Source organism: Marivita sp. S0852, from assembly GCF_046591575.1.
In the GTDB taxonomy this organism is placed as follows: domain Bacteria; phylum Pseudomonadota; class Alphaproteobacteria; order Rhodobacterales; family Rhodobacteraceae; genus Marivita.
This window is the reverse complement of the sequence record NZ_JBIQWA010000002.1, coordinates 277085-295562: the sequence shown is the minus strand read 5'-3', so window position 1 is coordinate 295562 and position 18478 is coordinate 277085. Positions and strand designations below refer to the sequence as shown.

Sequence of the window (18478 nt, the reverse complement as noted above, 5' to 3'; positions counted from 1 at the left end):
GAGGATTTTTTGTGAAAAGAATTTTCTACCCAGCGCCAAGAAACTTCGTACGAAGTTTCTTAGACGGAGAGTGTTGAAAAAACCTTAGGGAGCATGTCCGGCAAATCCTCGGCAATCAGGCCCGGGCCAAACTGGCGTGCCGCCTCAACATGCAGCCAAACCGCCGCCTCGGTCACCACAAAAAGATCTGGCGATGCATCCTGCGCGGCCAGCCCTGTGATCAACCCCGCCAACACATCCCCCGCCCCCGCGGTGGCCAGCCACGGAACCGCCCGATCCCCGGATGCCGCATGCACGCTCGCCCCGCCCTCTGGTGCAGCAATCACCGTGTCTTCGCCTTTGAGCAAAACAACACAGCCCGCCCGTTTTGCGGCGCGCCGCACCACATCAATCTTGGATGCACTGCCCCGCCTGTGTTGTGACAGGTCCGGAAACAACCGTGCGAATTCTCCCTCATGGGGGGTCAAAACGGTCCGGTCATGACACAGATCAAACAGCCGCTCCGGAGACGGCTCGAACGACGTCAGCGCGTCCGCATCAAGGATCACGGCAGTCTTTCGATCTGCACGCTCGCCCCGCTCATGCGCCAAAGCGGTTGCCACCAAAGCGCGGGTCCGGTCCCCCACACCCAGTCCCGGTCCAAGGCACAGCGCCGTGACCCGGTCATCGGCTATGTCGTTCAAGGCGTCAGCGTCGGCACAGGCGCGCAACATCACCGCGTCCAGATGACAGGCGTTTTCCTGCAAGGCGTCGGGCGGACACAGAACCGTCACCAGACCGGCCCCGGCGCGCAGCGCGGTGCGCGCGGCCATACGTGCCGCCCCACCGCGCCCCGGACCGCCAGCAAGAACCATTGCATGGCCATACTCGTATTTATGCCCCTGCCCGCGCAGCTTGCCGATCATGGTGCCGGGCCAGGTGCGCAGCGGCAGCGCGCGTTGCATGACATAGGGTGCCGCAAGACGCGCACGCTCCGGGTCCGGGTCGGTTCCGACCATCGCCCGCTCCGACGCGTCCTGTCCCCGCAGCCCGATATCCACCAGACGGACGCGGCCACACAGGGACGGGCCAAGGGCCAGAACATGGCCGACTTTGAAGCAATGGAATGAAACCGTGAGGTGTGCGGAATTCAGATGTCTTGGCCATGCGTCTTTAACGTCTTCATCGCGTTGCGGAAGTGTACCTGTGTCGAGGTTCAGTCCGGAGGGGCAGTCTATTGCCAAGCGATGAATGTCGTAAGGCTTTGGCCATGTGTTCATTAGTTGGACATCCAGCGCTGCCGCAACATCTTCGGGCAGCGGGCGCGTCAAACCTGTCCCGAACACCGCGTCCACAAAAAGATCGGGGCGGTCACATGCCGTGAGCGCGGGTGCGTCCAGCGGTCTGACCTGCCCCATATCGCGCCAGATGTCGTGATTGACCTGCGCGTCAGGCGGCAGCTTGGCCGGGTCACCATACAGGAACACGTCCACGTCCCAGCCCCGGTCGCGCAGCCTGCGTGCAATGACAAACCCGTCGCCGCCATTGTTGCCCGGTCCGCACAGGATCATGGCGCGATGATGCCCGTCTGCCAGTTCTGGCCATTCGGCAAGCGCTGCCGCAACGGCACCGCGCCCGGCCCGTTCCATCAGCTGTAATCCTGTCACGGCACCCGACTCGATTTCGGCCTGCTCAATGGCGCGCATCTGGGCGGCCGTTAGCAATTCTGTCACGCAAAACCCCCTTATCGATTCAATTTTGCACTGTTTTTAGGCGCAGTGCCCAATTTTTAGCCGTTGGCTGTCATTCCCGCCAGCCCTTCGGCCCTGCCAGAGTGTAGCCGATTGTGACCCCTGACCAGAAATGGTCTGTCAAATGCAACAACCACGCGAGGGATCAGTCATGAAAAAAATCGAAGCGATCATCAAGCCGTTCAAACTCGATGAAGTGAAAGAGGCGCTTCAGGACGCCGGTATCCAGGGCCTCAGCGTGGTCGAGGTCAAGGGGTTTGGTCGTCAGAAAGGCCATACAGAACTGTATCGCGGTGCCGAATATGTCGTCGATTTTTTGCCCAAGGTCAAAATCGAGGTTGTTCTGGACGATGATCAGGTCGATGGCGCAATTCAGGCGATCATTGACGCCGCCAAGACCGACAAGATCGGCGATGGCAAGATTTTTGTCTCTCCGGTCGAACAGGCCGTCCGCATCCGCACCGGGGAAACCGGTCCCGACGCGCTGTGATCTGACACTGCACGCCAAAATCGCCCACACATAACGTGATACCACTGAAAAGGAATACACCATGAGCACAGATGCGCTCCTCTCATTGATCAAAGACGAAGATGTCGCCTATGTGGACATCCGGTTCACCGACACCCGTGGCAAGCTTCAGCACGTCACGGTGGATGTCGATATGGTTGACGAGGATTTTCTGGAAGAAGGGTTCATGTTTGACGGCTCGTCCATCGCGGGCTGGAAGTCGATCGAAGCGTCGGACATGAAGCTGATGCCCGACACCGACAGCGCCTATGTCGATCCATTCTACGCGGAAAAGACGCTTTGCGTGCATTGCTCCATTGTCGAGCCCGACACCGGCGAAGCCTATGACCGTGACCCGCGCGGCACGGCGCAGAAAGCCGAGGCCTATCTCAAATCGTCTGGCATTGGCGATGTCGCTTATATGGGCCCGGAAGCCGAATTCTTCCTGTTCGACGATGTGCGTTTTTCCAACACCGTCAACAAAGTGTCTTACGAAGTCGATGCGCTGGATGCGTCCTGGAACACCGATACCGAATACGAGATGGGCAATACCGGCCACCGCCCCGGCCTCAAGGGGGGCTATTTCCCGGTCAACCCGATCGACGACGCGCAGGACATCCGCTCTGAAATGCTGTCCACGATGAAGCGTCTTGGCATGAAGGTTGACAAGCACCACCACGAGGTGGCGTCCTGCCAGCATGAGCTTGGTCTGATCTTTGACAGCCTGACCAAGCAGGCGGATGAGCTTCAGAAATACAAGTATGTCATCCACAACGTCGCTCAGGCCTATGGTAAATCGGCCACCTTCATGCCCAAGCCGATCTATGGCGATAACGGCACCGGCATGCATGTGAACATGTCGATCTGGAAAGATGGCAAGCCTTTGTTCGCTGGCGACAAATATGCCGATCTGAGCCAGGAAGCGCTGTATTTCATCGGTGGCATCCTCAAGCACGCGAAAACGCTCAACGCATTTACCAATCCGGCGACCAATAGCTACAAGCGCCTGATCCCCGGTTTCGAGGCACCGGTGCTGCGCGCCTATTCCGCGCGCAACCGGTCGGGCTGTGTGCGTATTCCATGGACCGAAAGCCCCAAGGCCAAGCGCGTCGAGGCCCGGTTCCCCGATCCGTCGGCAAACCCCTATCTGTGCTTTGCCGCCCTGCTGATGGCCGGTCTGGACGGGATCACAAATAAAATCGACCCCGGCGAAGCCATGGACAAAAACCTCTATGATCTGCCCGCCGAAGAGCTGGAAGGCATCCCGACAGTGTGCGGCAGCTTGCGCGAAGCAATCGACAGCCTGCGCGACGATCACGATTTCCTGCTGGCGGGGGATGTGTTCACCAAAGATCAAATCGACGGCTACATCGCGCTCAAGATGGAAGAGGTCGAACTGTTCGAGCACACGCCGCATCCGGTTGAATTCGGCATGTATTATAGCTGCTGATACAAGTGCCGCGGCGTCTTGGCGCTGCACATTGGAAAGGGCACCCTTTTGGGTGTCCTTTTTTTTTGCCGAGGTCGCAGAAAGACCTCAATATGCCAACAGGCTCAGCACAGGCACATAAAGGAATGAACAGGCTGACCGCCATGTGATATCCCGGCCCAACCGGCTGACGTATTAGCGACGCGTTGCGGAGCGCGACCGGGCCTTCAAGCTTTGAAAAACGGCGGCGCTTGCGCCTTTGGCGGATTTTGCTAACGTCACCCAAAATGGTGTTTTGGAGTATATGTTGATGCGTCGTTTGATTGCTGCTGCCTGTGTGTCCCTGACTGCTGCCCTGCCCGCCGTTGCGGCGGAGTGCATAACAAACAAAGGCGCATTCAACCAATACAAGCAGACGCTGGCGCAACAAGCGGCGGCGGCGGGTGTTGGGCAAAGGGGGCTGACCGCGCTGCAATCCGCGGGCCTTTCCAACATCACCTGGAGGTTTGAATCCAATCCGAGCAGCCAGACCGGGACGCTCCAAGGCGATCCTGCGCGGTTTCTTGCCAAGCGGTCGGGCAGTTCGGCCGAAAGTTTCATTCAGCAGACGCGCAGCCGGATTGCGCGCAATCCGAACACGTTTGCGGCCATAGAACGCTCTTATGGTGTTCCTGCGTCCATCCTGGCCACGATTTGGGGGCTGGAGACCAGCTGGGGCGGCTATCTGGGTGGCACGCCCATCGTAAGCGGTGCGGTGACGTTGTCGTCCTATTGCCGCCGTCATCCAAGGTTTGAACCTCACGCCATCGCAGCACTGCAAATGGTGGATGCGGGGATCTTGTCGCCCGGCACCAAGGGCGGGCCTTCGGGCGAATTGGGGCATATGCAATTTCTTGCAGGCAATTGGATGAAATACCGTGTCGACGCCAATGGTGACGGCCAGGCCGATCCGTATAACGCCGCTGATGCGCTGGCCACGGCGGCCAACATGCTGCGCCAGAATGGTTGGCAGCCGGGGCAGCCCTTTGGCGAAGGCACACGCAATTTCAACGTGTTGTCGGTCTGGAACGACAGCGGCAATTACCTGCGGGCGATCGTTTACTCGGCCCAGCGCGCGGGCAGCTGAGATCACGCGGTGATCTGCGCCTCTTGGGACGGGGCAGGACATAAGACGGCGCGTGGCACCACAAAGGTGTGAATGGTAAACAGCACAGCGCCGCTTTCGGGCAGCCGCCATATCACCTGTCGTTCGCTGCGCAGATACGGGGCGCGGGTCTGATCCGTTATCGCGCGCGGCGCGCTAACGGAGCGCGGTTGATGCAGGTCCGGGTCGTCATACCACAGCGCGTTAAAGCGCCACAGCGCATGACCGGGCCGCACCCCGTCAAACAGGCGCTGCACGCGTTTGGCCATCACGTCGGTATAGTCGGATACAGGGCCGTGAATATGGGTCAGCGGATGCCCGATTTTTTCAGACAGCTGCCAACTGGCCGGAAAACACAGCGCCGCACCGGTCAGCACATGTTCGTCACCGCGTTTTTCCAACAGGCAAATATCGTCCTGCAAGATCCGCGCGAGCGTCAGAAACGGGGTCGAGCGATCCAGCGCGACGCGGGTGCCATCGGGGCAGATCACATCCGTATCCGACACGACAAACCCATCAGGAAGCTGCGTCAGAATATCGGCGAGCATCTCTTGCTGGGCCTTTGCGCCTGGATTGGCGGTTGCCAGAACCGCCCCTGGCTTTTCCGACACAAGCGCCCGTCGATATGCCATTTGGCCGGCATAGGCGTCATCCACCAGAAACCACGGCCTGTCCCCAAGCGGCATGATTCCCGGCAACGGGCGTTGGGCAAACACATCGTATGGCAAGGCGGACTGAAAGATCATGCGTCCTTCTAGCAAGCCTGAAAGACAAACGAAACGGTATCTGGCAGCCTTGAACGTGATGACCGCTGTGAGCGGGGTCAGTCGAAAACCACTACCTTTGCCATCACGCCCGCATGATCCGACCCCAGGCGCGGCCGGGCTGTCGCGCGCCCGCCGCCGGGTGCGTAGACATGATCTATCGGCAGCGGTGCCCCCATTTTGCGCAACGTCGGAAAAAGCGGTCCCGCGCGGGTGGTCTGTGTCGCCTGCGACACTTGGCGCAAGGCATGGGACCAGGGCACCATGTTGAAATCACCGGCCAGAACAATCGGGTTTTCCAACCCCTGCAAAACGGGCAGGATCTGCCGCATCTGCGCGGCCTGACCATGTGGCCAGGGCCAGAACGCATGCAGGCTGAACGCCCAGAACACGCCGTTCGGAGACGCCACCTGCATCCCGACAAGCCCCTGATTTTCGATGCAAACCTCACCTTCCTTGGGCCATTTCGACAATACGGCCAAACGCGCCCATTCGGTCAGGGCACAGCTGGTCTGATAGGGGTATTGCGCCCGCAGCTGCCGCACCAGATCGGCGTTGCGCGATGTCAGCTCTTGCAATGCGACAATGTCGGGGTTCGCCGCACGGATATCGGCCAATATCGCCGCGACCTGATCGTTCTCGTATAACAGGTTTTTCTGGTAAACGCCCACGCCGCCCGGCGGATGCGACACGTATTTGAGCGCGACAATCTGGGCCATCGCGGCCAAACACACCACCGCGATGGACCAACGCGCCCAGTATCGCCAGGGCGACCAGATCACCCAAAGCGCAAAAACCGCTGCGATGGGCAGGCGAAACACCGCAAGGCTGTCACCGGCGGGATGGATGGCTCCGGCAAATCCGCCGAAAAACGCCGCAGCCAGCGCACATGCACCGCCATTCACCACCCATCGCTTTGCTCTCACCATGCTGTGACGCCTCCGACACATTGCTTGCTAACAGGCCACACACGTCACACTGTTAAGGCCAACGAAACACCACGGGGCGCGCAGCCCCGCCCCCAAGGATCAGACCATGCCCACAGAACGCATCACTTTTCCCGGCCACGCCGGAGACCCTCTGTCAGCACGGCTTGACCTGCCAGAGGGGCCGCACTTGGCCACTGTCCTTTTTGCGCATTGTTTCACCTGTTCCAAGGACATTCCGGCAGCGCGCCGGATTGCCGCGCGGTTGTCTGCGATGGGCATTGCGGTGTTGCGGTTCGACTTCACCGGGTTGGGCCATTCAAAAGGCGAATTTTCCAATACGACCTTCACCTCCAACGTGTCTGACCTGCATGCCGCCGCCGCCTATCTGCGCGGGCGAAATATGGCCCCGGCGATGCTGATCGGACATTCGCTGGGGGGTGCTGCGGTGTTGCGCGCGGCCAGCGACATGCCCGAGATCAAGGCGGTCGTCACCATCGGAGCCCCCTTTGATCCAGAACATGTCACCCGGAATTTTGCCGGTGCGCTGGATGATATTCAGACCAAGGGCACGGCAGAGGTGGATCTGGGCGGACGCCCGTTCACCATCAGCGCCGGGTTTGTTCAAGACGTCAAGGCACAGGTGCTGGCCCCGGCGATTGCCACTCTGAAGGCTGCGCTTTTGGTGATGCACGCACCGCGTGATGCGGTGGTTGGGATTGAAAACGCAACGAATATCTTTGTCGCGGCCAAGCATCCCAAAAGCTTTGTCACGCTGGATGATGCCGATCATCTGATCAGCCGGCCCAAAGATGCGGAATATGCGGCGGATGTGATCACGGCTTGGGTGAGCCGGTATCTGGAGCTGACGCCCCCGGCCCCGCCCGTTGGTGCGCCCGAGGGCATCGTGCGGGTGTCAGAGGCGGACAGCGACGGGTTCTTGCAAGACGTTCAGGCCGGTCCGCATCATGTTCTGGCGGACGAGCCGCGGGCCTATGGCGGCACGAATCGCGGGCCATCGCCGTATGGTTTCCTGTCTGCCGGGCTTGGGGCCTGCACGTCGATGACGCTGCGCATGTATGCGCGGCGCAAAGGGTGGCCGCTGACCCATGTGTCGGTGGATGTCAGCCATGACAAGGTGCATGCACAAGATGCCGGGACAGCCACAATCGACAAGATTGACCTGTTCCGCCGCCGCATCACCCTAAGCGGGGATCTGAGCCAGGAGCAGCGTCTCAAACTGCTGGAAATCGCGGATAAATGCCCGGTCCACCGCACGTTGGAGGCATCCTCGAAGGTGGAAACCGAACTGGTCTGACACCCCCTGCCGCCGCAACGCGGGCAGCGTAGATTGGCGGGCAGACATTGGCAGGCGGGCCACAATGAATTTGTCTCGTGTCGCAAGCTGTGTCAGGGAGGATCAACCTTTTCTATCGGACATTTGCGCCATGACCCAGCTTCTGCACACTCTTCTTGCCCAACGCGACTGGCTTTTGGCCGATGGGGCGACCGGAACCAACCTGTTCAACATGGGGCTGGAAAGCGGCGATCCGCCCGAATTCTGGAACGACACCAAGCCGGACAATATCCGCAAGCTGTATTCCGGCGCGGTGGAGGCCGGCAGTGACCTTTTCCTGACCAATACATTCGGGGCCAATGCGTCGCGTCTCAGGCTGCACAATGCGCAGCACCGGGCGCGCGAGCTGTCCCGTATCGGCACAGAGATCGCGCGCGATGTGGCCGACAGGGCCGGTCATCCGGTTGTGGTGGCCGGATCGGTCGGCCCCACCGGAGACATCATGGAGCCCGCCGGACCTTTGTCGCACAGCGATGCGGTCGAGATCTTTCACGAACAGGCCGAGGGGCTGAAAGAAGGCGGCGCGGATGTGCTATGGCTTGAGACTATCAGCGCCCCCGAAGAATACCGCGCCGCAGCCGCCGCCTTTGCGCTGGCGGACATGCCGTGGTGTGGCACCATGAGCTTTGACACCGCCGGGCGCACCATGATGGGGGTGACGTCTTCGGCCATGGTGGACCTGGTCGAGACCCTGCCCAACCCGCCGCTGGCCTTTGGGGCCAATTGCGGCACAGGGGCGTCTGATCTGCTGCGCACCGTTCTGGGGTTTGCCGCCACCGGAACCGACCGGCCGCTGATTGCCAAAGGCAATGCCGGTATCCCGAAATATGTGGACGGGCATATTCATTATGACGGCACCCCGGATCTGATGGCGGCATATGCTGTGATGGCGCGCGATTCAGGGGCGCGGATCATCGGCGGCTGCTGTGGAACCATGCCCGAACATCTGCGCGCCATGCGTCACGCGCTGGAGACCACCGCAAAACAACCGGCCCCGACGCTGGACATGATCGCCGCCGAAATCGGGCCGTTCAGTTCGGACAATGATGGCACCGGCGACCAGAGCAACGCCCCCAAGCGCGAACGGCGTGGCCGTCGCCGCGCCTGATCGCGCGGGGTCAGCGGGTCAGAACAGGTCCAGCTGATCGCCGATTTGGGGCTGCGGGTGGAACGCACCACATTCCAGTGCAGGCAGATTCGCATGCAGTCCCAATCGCTTGCGGGCCTTGGTGACGCGCTGTGCAATCAGCTGCGCATAGGCCCCCTGCCCGCGAAAGCGTTTGAAGAACTGGGCGTCATAGACCTTGCCGCCATGCATATCGTACAGTTTGCGCATCACGCGGGCCTTGCGGTGCGGATAATGCTCGTCCATCCACGCCTCCCATAATGGGGCCACCTCAAGCGGCAGGCGCAGCATGGCCCAGGTTGCCGCAACCGCGCCCGCGTCGCGCGCGGCGGTCAGAATCGGCTCGATCTCGGGATCGGTGAGGCCCGGAATGACCGGGGACATCATCACCCGCACCGGAATACCCGCGTCGCTGAGACGGCGAATGGTGGCCAGCCGACGCGCCGGACTGGGAACCCGCGGCTCCATCCGGCGGTTCAGATCCGCATCCAGTGTTGTGATGGTGATACCGACCTGGACAAGGTTTTGTGCCGCCATGTCAGACAGGATGTCGATATCGCGCTCGATCAATGTGCCCTTGGTGGCAATGGCAACCGGATGCCGGAACGCGTGCAACACGGCAAGGCAGGCGCGCATGATCCTGCGGTCGCGTTCGACCGGCTGATAGGGATCGGTGTTGGTCCCGATGGCGATCGGCGCAACCTGATACCGTTTGGCGCGCAATTCCTGGGCAAGCAGATCGGCCGCCTTTGGGCGGGCGACAAGCCAAGTTTCGAAATCAAGACCGGCCGACATGCCAAGCCAGGCATGGGTGGGACGGGCAAAGCAATAGATGCAGCCATGTTCGCAGCCCCGATAGGGGTTGATCGTGCGGTCAAAGGACAGGTCCGGCGACGAGACATAGTTGATCAGGCTGCGCGGGTGTTCGTCCGACACGGTGGTGTGCAAACCCGGTGCGTCTTCGGGCATATCCCAGCCATCGGTTTCGTCGACGCGCCGTGTCTTTTCATAGCGCCCCGCATCCCGGCTGCCCGCGCCGCGCCCGCGGCGGTGTTCGGGCGCGATGGGTCGGTCATGATGTGTCATCGCGCCAACATGGAACAAAGACGGAACATTTGCAAGAATTCCCCTCAAATTGAACACACTGAACGCCTGCGCGTCGGTTGCGTCTGCGTTGATGTCGGATTTCAGCAAGTGAACCCGCCTCAAAACAAGGAATAGTCAAGCATACACCCTTCGGCGGAGACGCCGGCGTCTGGAGATACGCGCATGGCTGAAGAACAAGACGACATCATTCTGGCCGACCTGAACGACGAAGAGCTGGTCGAGCAGATGTTTGATGACCTGTATGATGGTCTGAAAGATGAAATTGAAGAAGGCGTGACCATTTTGCTGGATCGCGGATGGCAGCCTTACGACATTCTGACCAAGGCTTTGGTCGGTGGCATGACCATTGTCGGCCATGATTTCCGGGACGGTATTTTATTCGTTCCCGAAGTGTTGCTTGCCGCGAATGCGATGAAGGGCGGGATGGCCATTCTCAAACCGCTTCTGATCGAAACCGGCGCGCCGCGGGTTGGCAAGATGGTCATCGGAACGGTCAAGGGCGACATTCACGACATCGGCAAAAACCTTGTGTCGATGATGATGGAAGGTGCCGGGTTTGAAGTGGTCGATCTGGGGATCAACAATCCGGTGGAAAACTATCTCGACGCCATCGCAACCGAAGAGCCGGACATCCTCGGCATGTCGGCGCTGCTGACCACCACCATGCCCTACATGAAGGTTGTGATCGACACGATGATCGAAAAGGGCATGCGCGACGATTATATCGTGCTGGTCGGCGGGGCCCCCTTGAACGAGGAATTCGGCAAGGCAATCGGGGCAGATGCCTATTGCCGCGACGCTGCGGTTGCCGTGGAAACCGCCAAGACCTTTATCGCGCGCAAACACAATCAGCTGGCTGTCGGTTAAATCCGTGCAAATTGCCGCTTTTTCGGCCTCGCCTTGCGGCGGGGCCTTTTATTATGCCCGAATCTATCCCATATTTTGAGGACAAGGAGTTCAACATGCCAGTGACCACCTTCGCCTCTATGATCCTTGCCGTAATCGCGGCGTCGGGAATGACCGTTTGGGCCATCGCCGAATTCGGGGTCATTAAAGTTCTTCCCGGGCTGATCGCTTTGGGCCTGTTGGCCCGCTGGGGGCTGACCCATGTACCCGGCGATGACGAGCCTGCCTGACGACACCACTCTGACAGATCGCGGACTGGACGCGCAGGGCACGGGCCGTGTGCTGATCATTGCGTGCGGTGCATTGGCCCGAGAGATCCTGGCGCTGCGCGACAAAAACGGCTGGGATCACATCGACCTGACGTGCCTGCCCGCCATCCTTCACAATCATCCCGATCGCATCACCGATGCTGTGCGCGCCGCTGTGGGCAAACACCGCGCGGCCTATCGCGATATTTATGTGGCCTACGCGGATTGCGGCACCGGTGGCGCGCTGCAGGCGGCCTGCGACGCGCTTGGCGTTGACATGATCGCGGGGCCACATTGCTACAGCTTTTTTGAAGGCACCGACGCTTTTGCGGCGCATGATGAAATCACCGCGTTTTATCTGACGGATTTCCTGGTGCGGCAGTTCGATGCGTTTGTGTGGAAACCGCTGGGTCTGGACCGGCATCCGGATTTGCGGGACATGTATTTCGGCAATTACGACACGCTGATCTATCAGGCCCAGACCGATGATCCGGCCTTGACCGCTGCGGCCAAATCCTGTGCCGAGCGTCTGGGTCTGGCCTTTGAACGCCGGTTTACCGGCTATGGCGATCTTGCCACTCACATGCGCGGATGGGCCGCCAGGACCAGTTCAGAGTAACAGGTGCCCGATTATTCGGGCGGGTCCATCAGAATGCGCGAGACCGGCACCATTGCAACGCTGGATGCGCGGTCTTGCAGGCTCCACAGAACCAGCGCCGAGACCGTGTCCGGGGTCAACCGGCCCAGCATTACCACCGCGCCGTCCTGCCGTGCGCGGAACGCAGCACCATCCAGAAAGCGGCGTTTGGTGCGGGTGTCCTGACCATCCCCGTCGAAATCGCGCAAGATGCTGATGGCGGGCACATTTTCGCGCTGCGCGATGGCCTGTGCGGTGTTCAGCCCGTTGGGCAAAAACACCAGCCCATGACCGCTATCCGACGCAAAGCGCGAGGCCTGTTCGGTGTTTTCACGGGTGCTTTGCAAGCCGCTGCCCGGGGCTTCGATCAAAGCCACGGTTTCGGGCAGCGCGGCAATAGACCCCGCCAGAATCTGTTCGACATCCGTAGGCTGCGCGGCTGCGGGAATATCAACCAGCAAGGCCGCCTCATATCCCAAGGCGCGGTATCGCGCCATGCGCTCGGCTGCATCGTCGGTTGCCGGATCAAGCGCGAACGTCACCGGGAATGGAAAGCTGTCCAGCGCATCCGGTCCCAACGGGCCCGATCCGTCGTCGATCAGGACAATCGACATCTTGGGCAAGTTGGGATCGCTGGCAACAGAAACCGCGTATCGTTCAAGCGCGGGGCGGCTGTCTTTGTCGGCATCCGCGTCTGATTGCGCGGCGCTGTCGTCGGTCGGGGTGCCGATGGTGGGCAAGCGGCTTGATCCGGTGTCACGATCAATCAGCGACCCCGCAGGACGGCCGATCGACGGGCGCTCGGCGTCTGGTGTGGCGGCGGCCACATCCTCTGAGGCATCATCCGTGTCCGGCACAAGCGTGTTGACGCGCGGACGCTCGGGTTGGGGGCCTTCGGCTGCGCTTCCGGCCTCGGCGGTGTCGGTTCCGGTATCTGCATCCGGGTCCGGGTCTGCTTCATCCCCGGCGGCATCACGTTCCGGGGCAAGCGCGCTTTGAACATCGGGGATGGCCGGTGCCGGTGGCTGGGCCGGTTCGGTGGCGACACTCAGCCCGATTTCGCTTTGTGGGGTTGTCAGCGCAGGTGCTGTCGCCGTGCCGGGGGCTTCACCCGACGGCGTGGTGATTTCAACATCCGGAGCGCCAGATACCGACGGTGCGTCAAGCTCGGCCATAGTGTCTTCGGCATCCGGTGCCGGTCGCGGCGCAACCACAACAGCGCCGGGGTCGATCTCCTCGGACGGGGTCGGGGCCTGCATCAGCGGCGTGTCGCTTTCAGCCGTCACGCTGTCCAGTTCAACCGGGCGCCGCGCGGGTTCGGACGTGGTTTCCGTCTCTGCAGCCGACGCTGTAGCGTCATCCGCGCCGGTTTGCGCCTGATCCGGGGCATCCGCCTCTGTTTCTGCGGTCGCGGCTGGCTCGGCCTCTGCCGTCGGCTCTGTGGCCGGGGCATCCGCTTCGACCTGGTCCGAGGCGATCACAGGCACCGATTCTGTCGCCATATCGCGCGGACCGGTCCCGGGGCCGGTCACAACCGAAATGGTGCCCAATGCGCCCACAGACAGAACCGTGCCCCAAACGGCCCCAGACAAAAACCCTCTTGCCATGCTCTTCGCCCTCGCCTTGCCTTTGCTTGCGTCCCGGCATCTGACCGCGCCGGTTGACCCATGCACGCCCTTGACGCGCCTTGGTCTGCCTGCGCATGTATATCGCGATTGACCCCTGCCCCGCCAGCCCTGTCAGAGAAGAAACACCCATGCTGCTGCTCATCGATAACTACGACAGCTTTACCTACAATCTGGTACATTACCTGGGCGAGCTGAAAACCGAAGTCACGGTTGTGCGAAACGACGCCATCACCGTAGACGACGCGCTTGCCATGCGTCCTGCGGGTGTCCTGTTGTCACCGGGCCCCTGTGACCCGGATCAGGCGGGGATCTGTCTGGAGTTGACGCGGGCCGCCGCCAAGGCCGAACTGCCGTTGCTGGGGGTGTGTCTGGGGCATCAGACATTGGGACAGGCGTTCGGAGGCACGGTTGTGCGCCATTCCGAGATTGTCCACGGTAAGATGGGTCGTGTTCATCACGCGGGCAAAGGGGTGTTTGCCGGGCTGCCCTCACCGTTCGAGGCCACACGCTATCATTCCCTGGTTGTCGACAAGGGCACCATTCCCGATTGTCTTGAGGTCACCGGATGGCTTGAGGACGGCACCGTGATGGGGCTGAGCCACCGCAGCCTGCCGATGCATGGTGTGCAGTTCCATCCGGAATCGATTGCATCACAGCATGGCCACGCCCTGCTTGAGAACTTTGTCAAAGAGCTGAAGGTGCCTGCATGAGCGACATGATGAAACCCCTGATCTATGCCGCATCAGAAGGGCCATTGAGCCGGTCGCAGGCGGAACAGGCGTTTGAGATCCTGTTCAACGGAGAGGCGACGCCCGCTCAGGTTGGCGGCTTTTTAATGGCCCTGCGCGCCCGTGGCGAGGCGGTGTCGGAATATGCCGCGGCCTCGGCTGTGATGCGGGCGAAATGCACCCCTGTCAGCGCCCCGGACGGCGCGATGGATATTGTCGGCACCGGCGGAGACGGGATGGGCACGCTCAATATCTCGACCGCGACCGCCTTTGTTGTGGCCGGTGCGGGGGTTCCGGTGGCCAAACACGGCAATCGCAACCTGTCGTCCAAATCCGGGGCGGCGGATGCGCTGACCGAGATCGGTATCAATGTGATGGTTGGCCCCGAAAATGTGGAACGCGGGCTGCGCGAAGCCGGGATCGGGTTCATGATGGCCCCGATGCATCACCCTGCGATGAAACATGTGATGCCGGTGCGTCAGGAGCTGGGATGCAAGACGATTTTCAACATTCTGGGGCCTCTGACCAATCCGGCGGGCGTCAAACGGCAACTGACCGGGGCCTTTGCGATTGATCTGATCTTTCCGATGGCCGAGACGTTGAAAGACCTTGGCTCCGAGAAAGCCTGGCTGGTGCATGGCGGCGATGGCACGGACGAGATTTCAATTTCGGAACCCACGCAGGTGGCCGCCCTGGCGGATGGCAAGATCACCGGCATGGAAGTGCATCCAGAGGATGCGGGCCTGCCGGTTCACCCCTTCCGTGATATTCTGGGCGGCACACCGGCAGAGAACGCGCAGGCCCTGCGCGATTTGCTGGAGGGCGCACACAGCGCCTATCGCGACGCGGTTTTGCTGAATGCGGCGGCGGCGCTGATCGTGGCGGACCGGGTCACCAACCTGAAAGACGGTGTCGCAATGGCCGCCGAAAGCATCGACAGCGGTGCCGCCAAGGCGCGCGTCGCGCTGCTGGCGCGGATTTCGCAAGCGGCGTGACGCAGCGCCGATGGCACGGGCGTCAGGGGGCGCTGCCCCCGGCCTGCGGCCTCCCCCGAGATATTTTTGAAACAGAGACGCGGGGGCACGGGTTCCTGTTATGACGGCACTCCCCGAAGCATGGGCGCATCTGCGGTTTTTTGACGAGACCTACCCGAGCATCGCGCGCGCGCTTGACAAAGAGCAGCGCGTGATCCTGCCACCGCGGGATCAGGTGTTTGCAGCGCTGCACGCCTGTGCGCCGCAGGATGTGCGCGTTGTGATACTGGGTCAGGACCCTTACCCGACACCGGGACACGCGCATGGGTTTGCGTTTTCCGTGGCGCGAGATGTTCGTCCCTTGCCCAGATCTTTGAATAACATTTTCAAGGAGTTGCACGACGATATCGGCGACAGGCCGGAACATGGGGATCTGCGCTTTTGGGCCGCGCAGGGGGTGCTTTTGCTGAATGATGTGCTGACCGTGCCCTCTGGTGTCGCGCGCGGACATCGTGGCCTGGGCTGGCAGGCGTTGGTGCCCCAGGTTCTGGATGCGTTGGCGGACCGGCCGCACGCCTTTGTGTTATGGGGCAATGACGCGCGCAAACATGCGCCGGATTTGGCAGGGCGCGGGCATCTGGTGCTGGAAAGCGTGCATCCCTCGCCCTTGTCGGCGCGGAGGGGTTTTTTCGGCTCGCGCCCCTTTTCCAAGGTCAACGCTTGGCTTACAGATCAGGGCCAACCCGCGATCAACTGGACGACGCCATGAGCACAACCATTCTCGACAAGATCAAAGCCTATAAGCTTGAAGAGGTGGCGGCGGACAAAGCCCGAACCTCTTATGCCGAGGTTGAGCAAGCGGCAAAAGCCGCCGATACGGTGCGGCCGTTCGGGGCGGCGCTGCGCGCGGCGCAGGCATCGGGATATGGGCTGATTGCCGAGATCAAGAAGGCCTCTCCGTCGAAAGGGGTGATCCGCGCGGATTTCGATCCCGCGGCATTGGCGCAGGCCTATGAGGCCGGGGGAGCCACCTGCCTGTCGGTCTTGACGGACAGCCCGAGCTTTCAGGGGGCAAAGGACTATCTGGTTGCGGCGCGCGCGGCGACTGCGCTGCCCGCGCTGCGCAAGGATTTCATGTATGACGTCTATCAGGTGACCGAGGCCCGCAGTCTTGGGGCCGATTGCATCCTGATCATCATGGCCAGTGTCAGCGACGCCCAGGCGGCAGAGTTGGAGGACGCAGCCTTTGGCTGGGGCATGGACGCGTTGATCGAGGTGCATGACCGGGCCGAGTTGGACCGGGCGCTTGCGTTGACGTCACCGCTGATCGGCGTCAACAATCGCAATCTCAAGACCTTTGAGACGACACTTGAGACAACGCGCGACCTATCGCAACATATTCCGGAGGATCGCATGCTGATCTCTGAATCTGGCCTGTTCACCCCGGCCGATCTGGCCGACATGGCGCGCTTTGGCGCGCGCAGTTTCCTGATTGGTGAAAGCCTGATGCGTCAGGAGGACGTGGCCCAGGCGACGCGGTCGCTTCTTGCCGATCCGGTGGCAGCATGAGCGGCCTGACCCATTTCGACGCCAAGGGCGATGCCCATATGGTGGACGTGTCCGACAAGGCCGTGACCTCTCGGGTGGCGGTGGCCGAGGGCTATGTCAAGATGGCGCAAGAGACGTTTGACATCATCACCCAGGGCCGCGCCAAAAAGGGTGATGTGATTGGCGTGGCGCGGCTGGCGGGGATCATCGGGGCCAAAAAAACACCCGATCTGATCCCGCTATGCCATCCGCTGCCCATCACCAAGGTGGCGGTCGAGCTGACCCACGAGCCGGATTTGCCGGGGCTGCGGGTTGAGGCCACGGTCAAGACGACGGGTCAGACAGGGGTCGAAATGGAAGCATTGACCGCTGTGTCGACGGCGGCGCTGACGGTGTATGACATGGCCAAAGCGGTCGACAAGGGGATGGAGATCAGCGGCATTCGCGTGATGCTCAAGGATGGCGGCAAGTCTGGGCGGTACGAAGCACCATGATTTCTGTCGCCGAGGCGTTGGATCATCTGTTCCGGCTTGCGCGGCCGCTGGACACCGAAACGGTGCCTCTGCTTGAGGCGCATGGACGTGTGCTGGCCGATGATGTGGCCGCGACGCGCGATCAGCCGCCCTTTGATGGATCGGCCATGGATGGCTATGCGGTGGCACAGGCGACCCCAGGCCAACGCTTGCAGGTCATCGGCGAATCCGCAGCGGGGCACGGGTTTGCGGGGGCGGTCGGACCAGGGCAAGCCGTGCGCATTTTCACCGGGGCCCCTGTTCCCAGCGGAGCAGAGCGGATCGTGATCCAGGAAGATGTCCATCGCGACGGCGATTGGATCACCATTGGCGATAGGCTGGACAGCAATCCGTATATCCGCCCGGCAGGCGGGGATTTCCGGGTGGGTGACCGCATAAAGGCCGGACGTGTGCTGGGCCCGAATGACATCGCGCTGATGGCGGCGATGAACATTGCCCTTGTGCCTGTGATGCGGCGCCCGGTGGTGGCGCTGATCTCGACGGGGGATGAATTGGTGATGCCGGGCGAAACGCCGGGGCCGGACCAGATTATTGCGTCCAACACGATGGGTCTGCATGCCTTGATGCGCGATCTGGGCGCAGTTCCGCGGCTGCTTCCGATTGCGCGCGACAACGAAGCGTCGCTGAAAACCGCGTTCGAGCTGGCCGAGGGGGCGGATCTGATTGTCACCATTGGGGGCGCGTCGGTTGGGGATTATGACGTTGTGGCCAATATTGCGCCTCAGCTGGGCTTTGATCAGACTTTCTACAAGGTTGCGATGCGGCCTGGAAAACCCTTGATGGCCGGGCGATTTGGCAAGGCCATGATGATCGGGCTGCCGGGCAATCCGGTGTCTGCCATGGTGTGCGGGCATGTGTTTATCGCCCCTGTTATCCGCGCCCTTCTGGGCCTGCCCGCCACGCAGGCCCCGCGATTGCGCGCGGCTTTGGCCGAAGATCTGCCACAGAACGGCCCGCGCGAACACTATATGCGGGCGCGGTTTGTGGATGGCGGTCTGGTTGCTTTTGGATCGCAGGACAGTTCTTTGCTCAGCATTCTGGGCGAGGCGGATGCGTTGATCGTGCGCGCCCCGAAAGACGCGCCGCGCCATGCGGGGGACGTCGTTGACTACCTGCCGATCCGCTAAATCGCGACGGCCACAGCGATTCTTGACACAAAACAGGAACATCCGTAGAACAAACGGC

At 61.4% G+C, this 18478-nt stretch carries 19 protein-coding genes; 14 read left to right on the top strand and 5 right to left on the bottom strand.

Annotated features, from left to right (window positions below):
* Positions 1–59 precede the first annotated feature (59 nt).
* Complete coding sequence (locus ACG74X_RS05580) at positions 60–1712, bottom strand: NAD(P)H-hydrate dehydratase (protein WP_411233164.1); 1653 nt, start codon at positions 1710–1712, stop codon at positions 60–62.
* Positions 1713–1881: 169 nt separating this feature from the next.
* On the opposite strand from ACG74X_RS05580, the gene ACG74X_RS05575 reads away from it, so the two are divergent.
* The 3 genes from ACG74X_RS05575 to ACG74X_RS05565 all read left to right on the top strand — a co-directional run bounded on the left by ACG74X_RS05575 (position 1882) and on the right by ACG74X_RS05565 (position 4793).
* Positions 1882–2220 (top strand): P-II family nitrogen regulator, encoded by a 339-nt coding sequence (locus ACG74X_RS05575; RefSeq protein WP_411233163.1) that lies wholly within the window; start codon positions 1882–1884, stop codon positions 2218–2220.
* Positions 2221–2281: 61 nt separating this feature from the next.
* The gene (gene glnA / locus ACG74X_RS05570; RefSeq protein ID WP_411233162.1) at positions 2282–3688 is read left to right on the top strand and encodes a type I glutamate--ammonia ligase; all 1407 of its coding nucleotides are present in this window, start codon (positions 2282–2284) and stop codon (positions 3686–3688) included.
* 283 nt (positions 3689–3971) lie between these two features.
* Entirely contained in the window at positions 3972–4793 is an 822-nt protein-coding gene (locus ACG74X_RS05565; protein WP_411233161.1) for a lytic murein transglycosylase, read from the top strand.
* Between the two features lie 2 nt (positions 4794–4795).
* Here the strand turns inward: ACG74X_RS05565 and ACG74X_RS05560 are convergent, their stop codons facing one another.
* On the bottom strand, positions 4796–5557 hold the full coding sequence (locus ACG74X_RS05560; protein ID WP_411233160.1) for a heme-dependent oxidative N-demethylase family protein: 762 nt from the start codon (positions 5555–5557) through the stop codon (positions 4796–4798).
* Positions 5558–5634: 77 nt separating this feature from the next.
* Positions 5635–6504 (bottom strand): endonuclease/exonuclease/phosphatase family protein, encoded by an 870-nt coding sequence (locus ACG74X_RS05555; RefSeq protein ID WP_411233159.1) that lies wholly within the window; start codon positions 6502–6504, stop codon positions 5635–5637.
* 106 nt (positions 6505–6610) lie between these two features.
* Here ACG74X_RS05555 and ACG74X_RS05550 point away from each other — a divergent pair, with 106 nt between their 5' ends.
* Both ACG74X_RS05550 and bmt read left to right on the top strand, forming a co-directional pair.
* Positions 6611–7819 carry an alpha/beta fold hydrolase gene (locus tag ACG74X_RS05550; RefSeq protein WP_411233158.1) on the top strand — a complete coding sequence of 403 codons (1209 nt, stop codon included), beginning with the start codon at positions 6611–6613 and terminating at the stop codon, positions 7817–7819.
* Between the two features lie 130 nt (positions 7820–7949).
* Positions 7950–8966, top strand: coding sequence for a betaine--homocysteine S-methyltransferase (gene bmt, locus ACG74X_RS05545; protein WP_411233157.1), 1017 nt, complete (start codon positions 7950–7952; stop codon positions 8964–8966).
* Positions 8967–8984: 18 nt separating this feature from the next.
* Here the strand turns inward: bmt and ACG74X_RS05540 are convergent, their stop codons facing one another.
* Positions 8985–10070: a PA0069 family radical SAM protein gene (locus ACG74X_RS05540; RefSeq protein WP_411233156.1), complete on the bottom strand. Its 1086-nt coding sequence runs from the start codon at positions 10068–10070 to the stop codon at positions 8985–8987.
* 183 nt (positions 10071–10253) lie between these two features.
* Here ACG74X_RS05540 and ACG74X_RS05535 point away from each other — a divergent pair, with 183 nt between their 5' ends.
* The 3 genes from ACG74X_RS05535 (at position 10254) to ACG74X_RS05525 (ending at position 11864) form a co-directional block, all read left to right on the top strand.
* Positions 10254–10958, top strand: a complete 705-nt coding sequence (locus ACG74X_RS05535) for a corrinoid protein (RefSeq protein ID WP_411233155.1) — start codon at positions 10254–10256, stop codon at positions 10956–10958.
* 95 nt (positions 10959–11053) lie between these two features.
* Positions 11054–11227: a hypothetical protein gene (locus tag ACG74X_RS05530; RefSeq protein ID WP_411233154.1), complete on the top strand. Its 174-nt coding sequence runs from the start codon at positions 11054–11056 to the stop codon at positions 11225–11227.
* On the top strand, positions 11211–11864 hold the full coding sequence (locus ACG74X_RS05525) for a DUF1638 domain-containing protein (protein ID WP_411233153.1): 654 nt from the start codon (positions 11211–11213) through the stop codon (positions 11862–11864). The genes ACG74X_RS05530 and ACG74X_RS05525 overlap by 17 nt, the downstream gene beginning before the upstream one ends.
* Before the next feature lie 11 nt (positions 11865–11875).
* Here ACG74X_RS05525 and ACG74X_RS05520 read toward each other — a convergent pair whose 3' ends face one another.
* Entirely contained in the window at positions 11876–13489 is a 1614-nt protein-coding gene (locus tag ACG74X_RS05520) for a divergent polysaccharide deacetylase family protein (protein ID WP_411233152.1), read from the bottom strand.
* Positions 13490–13638: 149 nt separating this feature from the next.
* On the opposite strand from ACG74X_RS05520, the gene ACG74X_RS05515 reads away from it, so the two are divergent.
* From ACG74X_RS05515 to glp, 6 genes are all read left to right on the top strand, one after another.
* Positions 13639–14220 (top strand): anthranilate synthase component II, encoded by a 582-nt coding sequence (locus tag ACG74X_RS05515; protein WP_411233151.1) that lies wholly within the window; start codon positions 13639–13641, stop codon positions 14218–14220.
* A complete protein-coding gene (gene trpD, locus ACG74X_RS05510; protein WP_411233150.1) occupies positions 14217–15233 on the top strand; it encodes an anthranilate phosphoribosyltransferase in 1017 nt (338 codons plus the stop codon). Before ACG74X_RS05515 ends, trpD begins: the two co-directional genes overlap by 4 nt.
* Positions 15234–15333: 100 nt before the next feature.
* Positions 15334–15981 carry a uracil-DNA glycosylase gene (locus ACG74X_RS05505; protein WP_411233149.1) on the top strand — a complete coding sequence of 216 codons (648 nt, stop codon included), beginning with the start codon at positions 15334–15336 and terminating at the stop codon, positions 15979–15981.
* A complete protein-coding gene (trpC, locus tag ACG74X_RS05500; RefSeq protein ID WP_411233148.1) occupies positions 15978–16781 on the top strand; it encodes an indole-3-glycerol phosphate synthase TrpC in 804 nt (267 codons plus the stop codon). Before ACG74X_RS05505 ends, trpC begins: the two co-directional genes overlap by 4 nt.
* Positions 16778–17254 carry a cyclic pyranopterin monophosphate synthase MoaC gene (moaC, locus tag ACG74X_RS05495; protein WP_411233147.1) on the top strand — a complete coding sequence of 159 codons (477 nt, stop codon included), beginning with the start codon at positions 16778–16780 and terminating at the stop codon, positions 17252–17254. The genes trpC and moaC overlap by 4 nt, the downstream gene beginning before the upstream one ends.
* Positions 17251–18420 (top strand): gephyrin-like molybdotransferase Glp, encoded by a 1170-nt coding sequence (gene glp, locus ACG74X_RS05490; RefSeq protein ID WP_411233146.1) that lies wholly within the window; start codon positions 17251–17253, stop codon positions 18418–18420. Before moaC ends, glp begins: the two co-directional genes overlap by 4 nt.
* Positions 18421–18478: the final 58 nt, after the last annotated feature.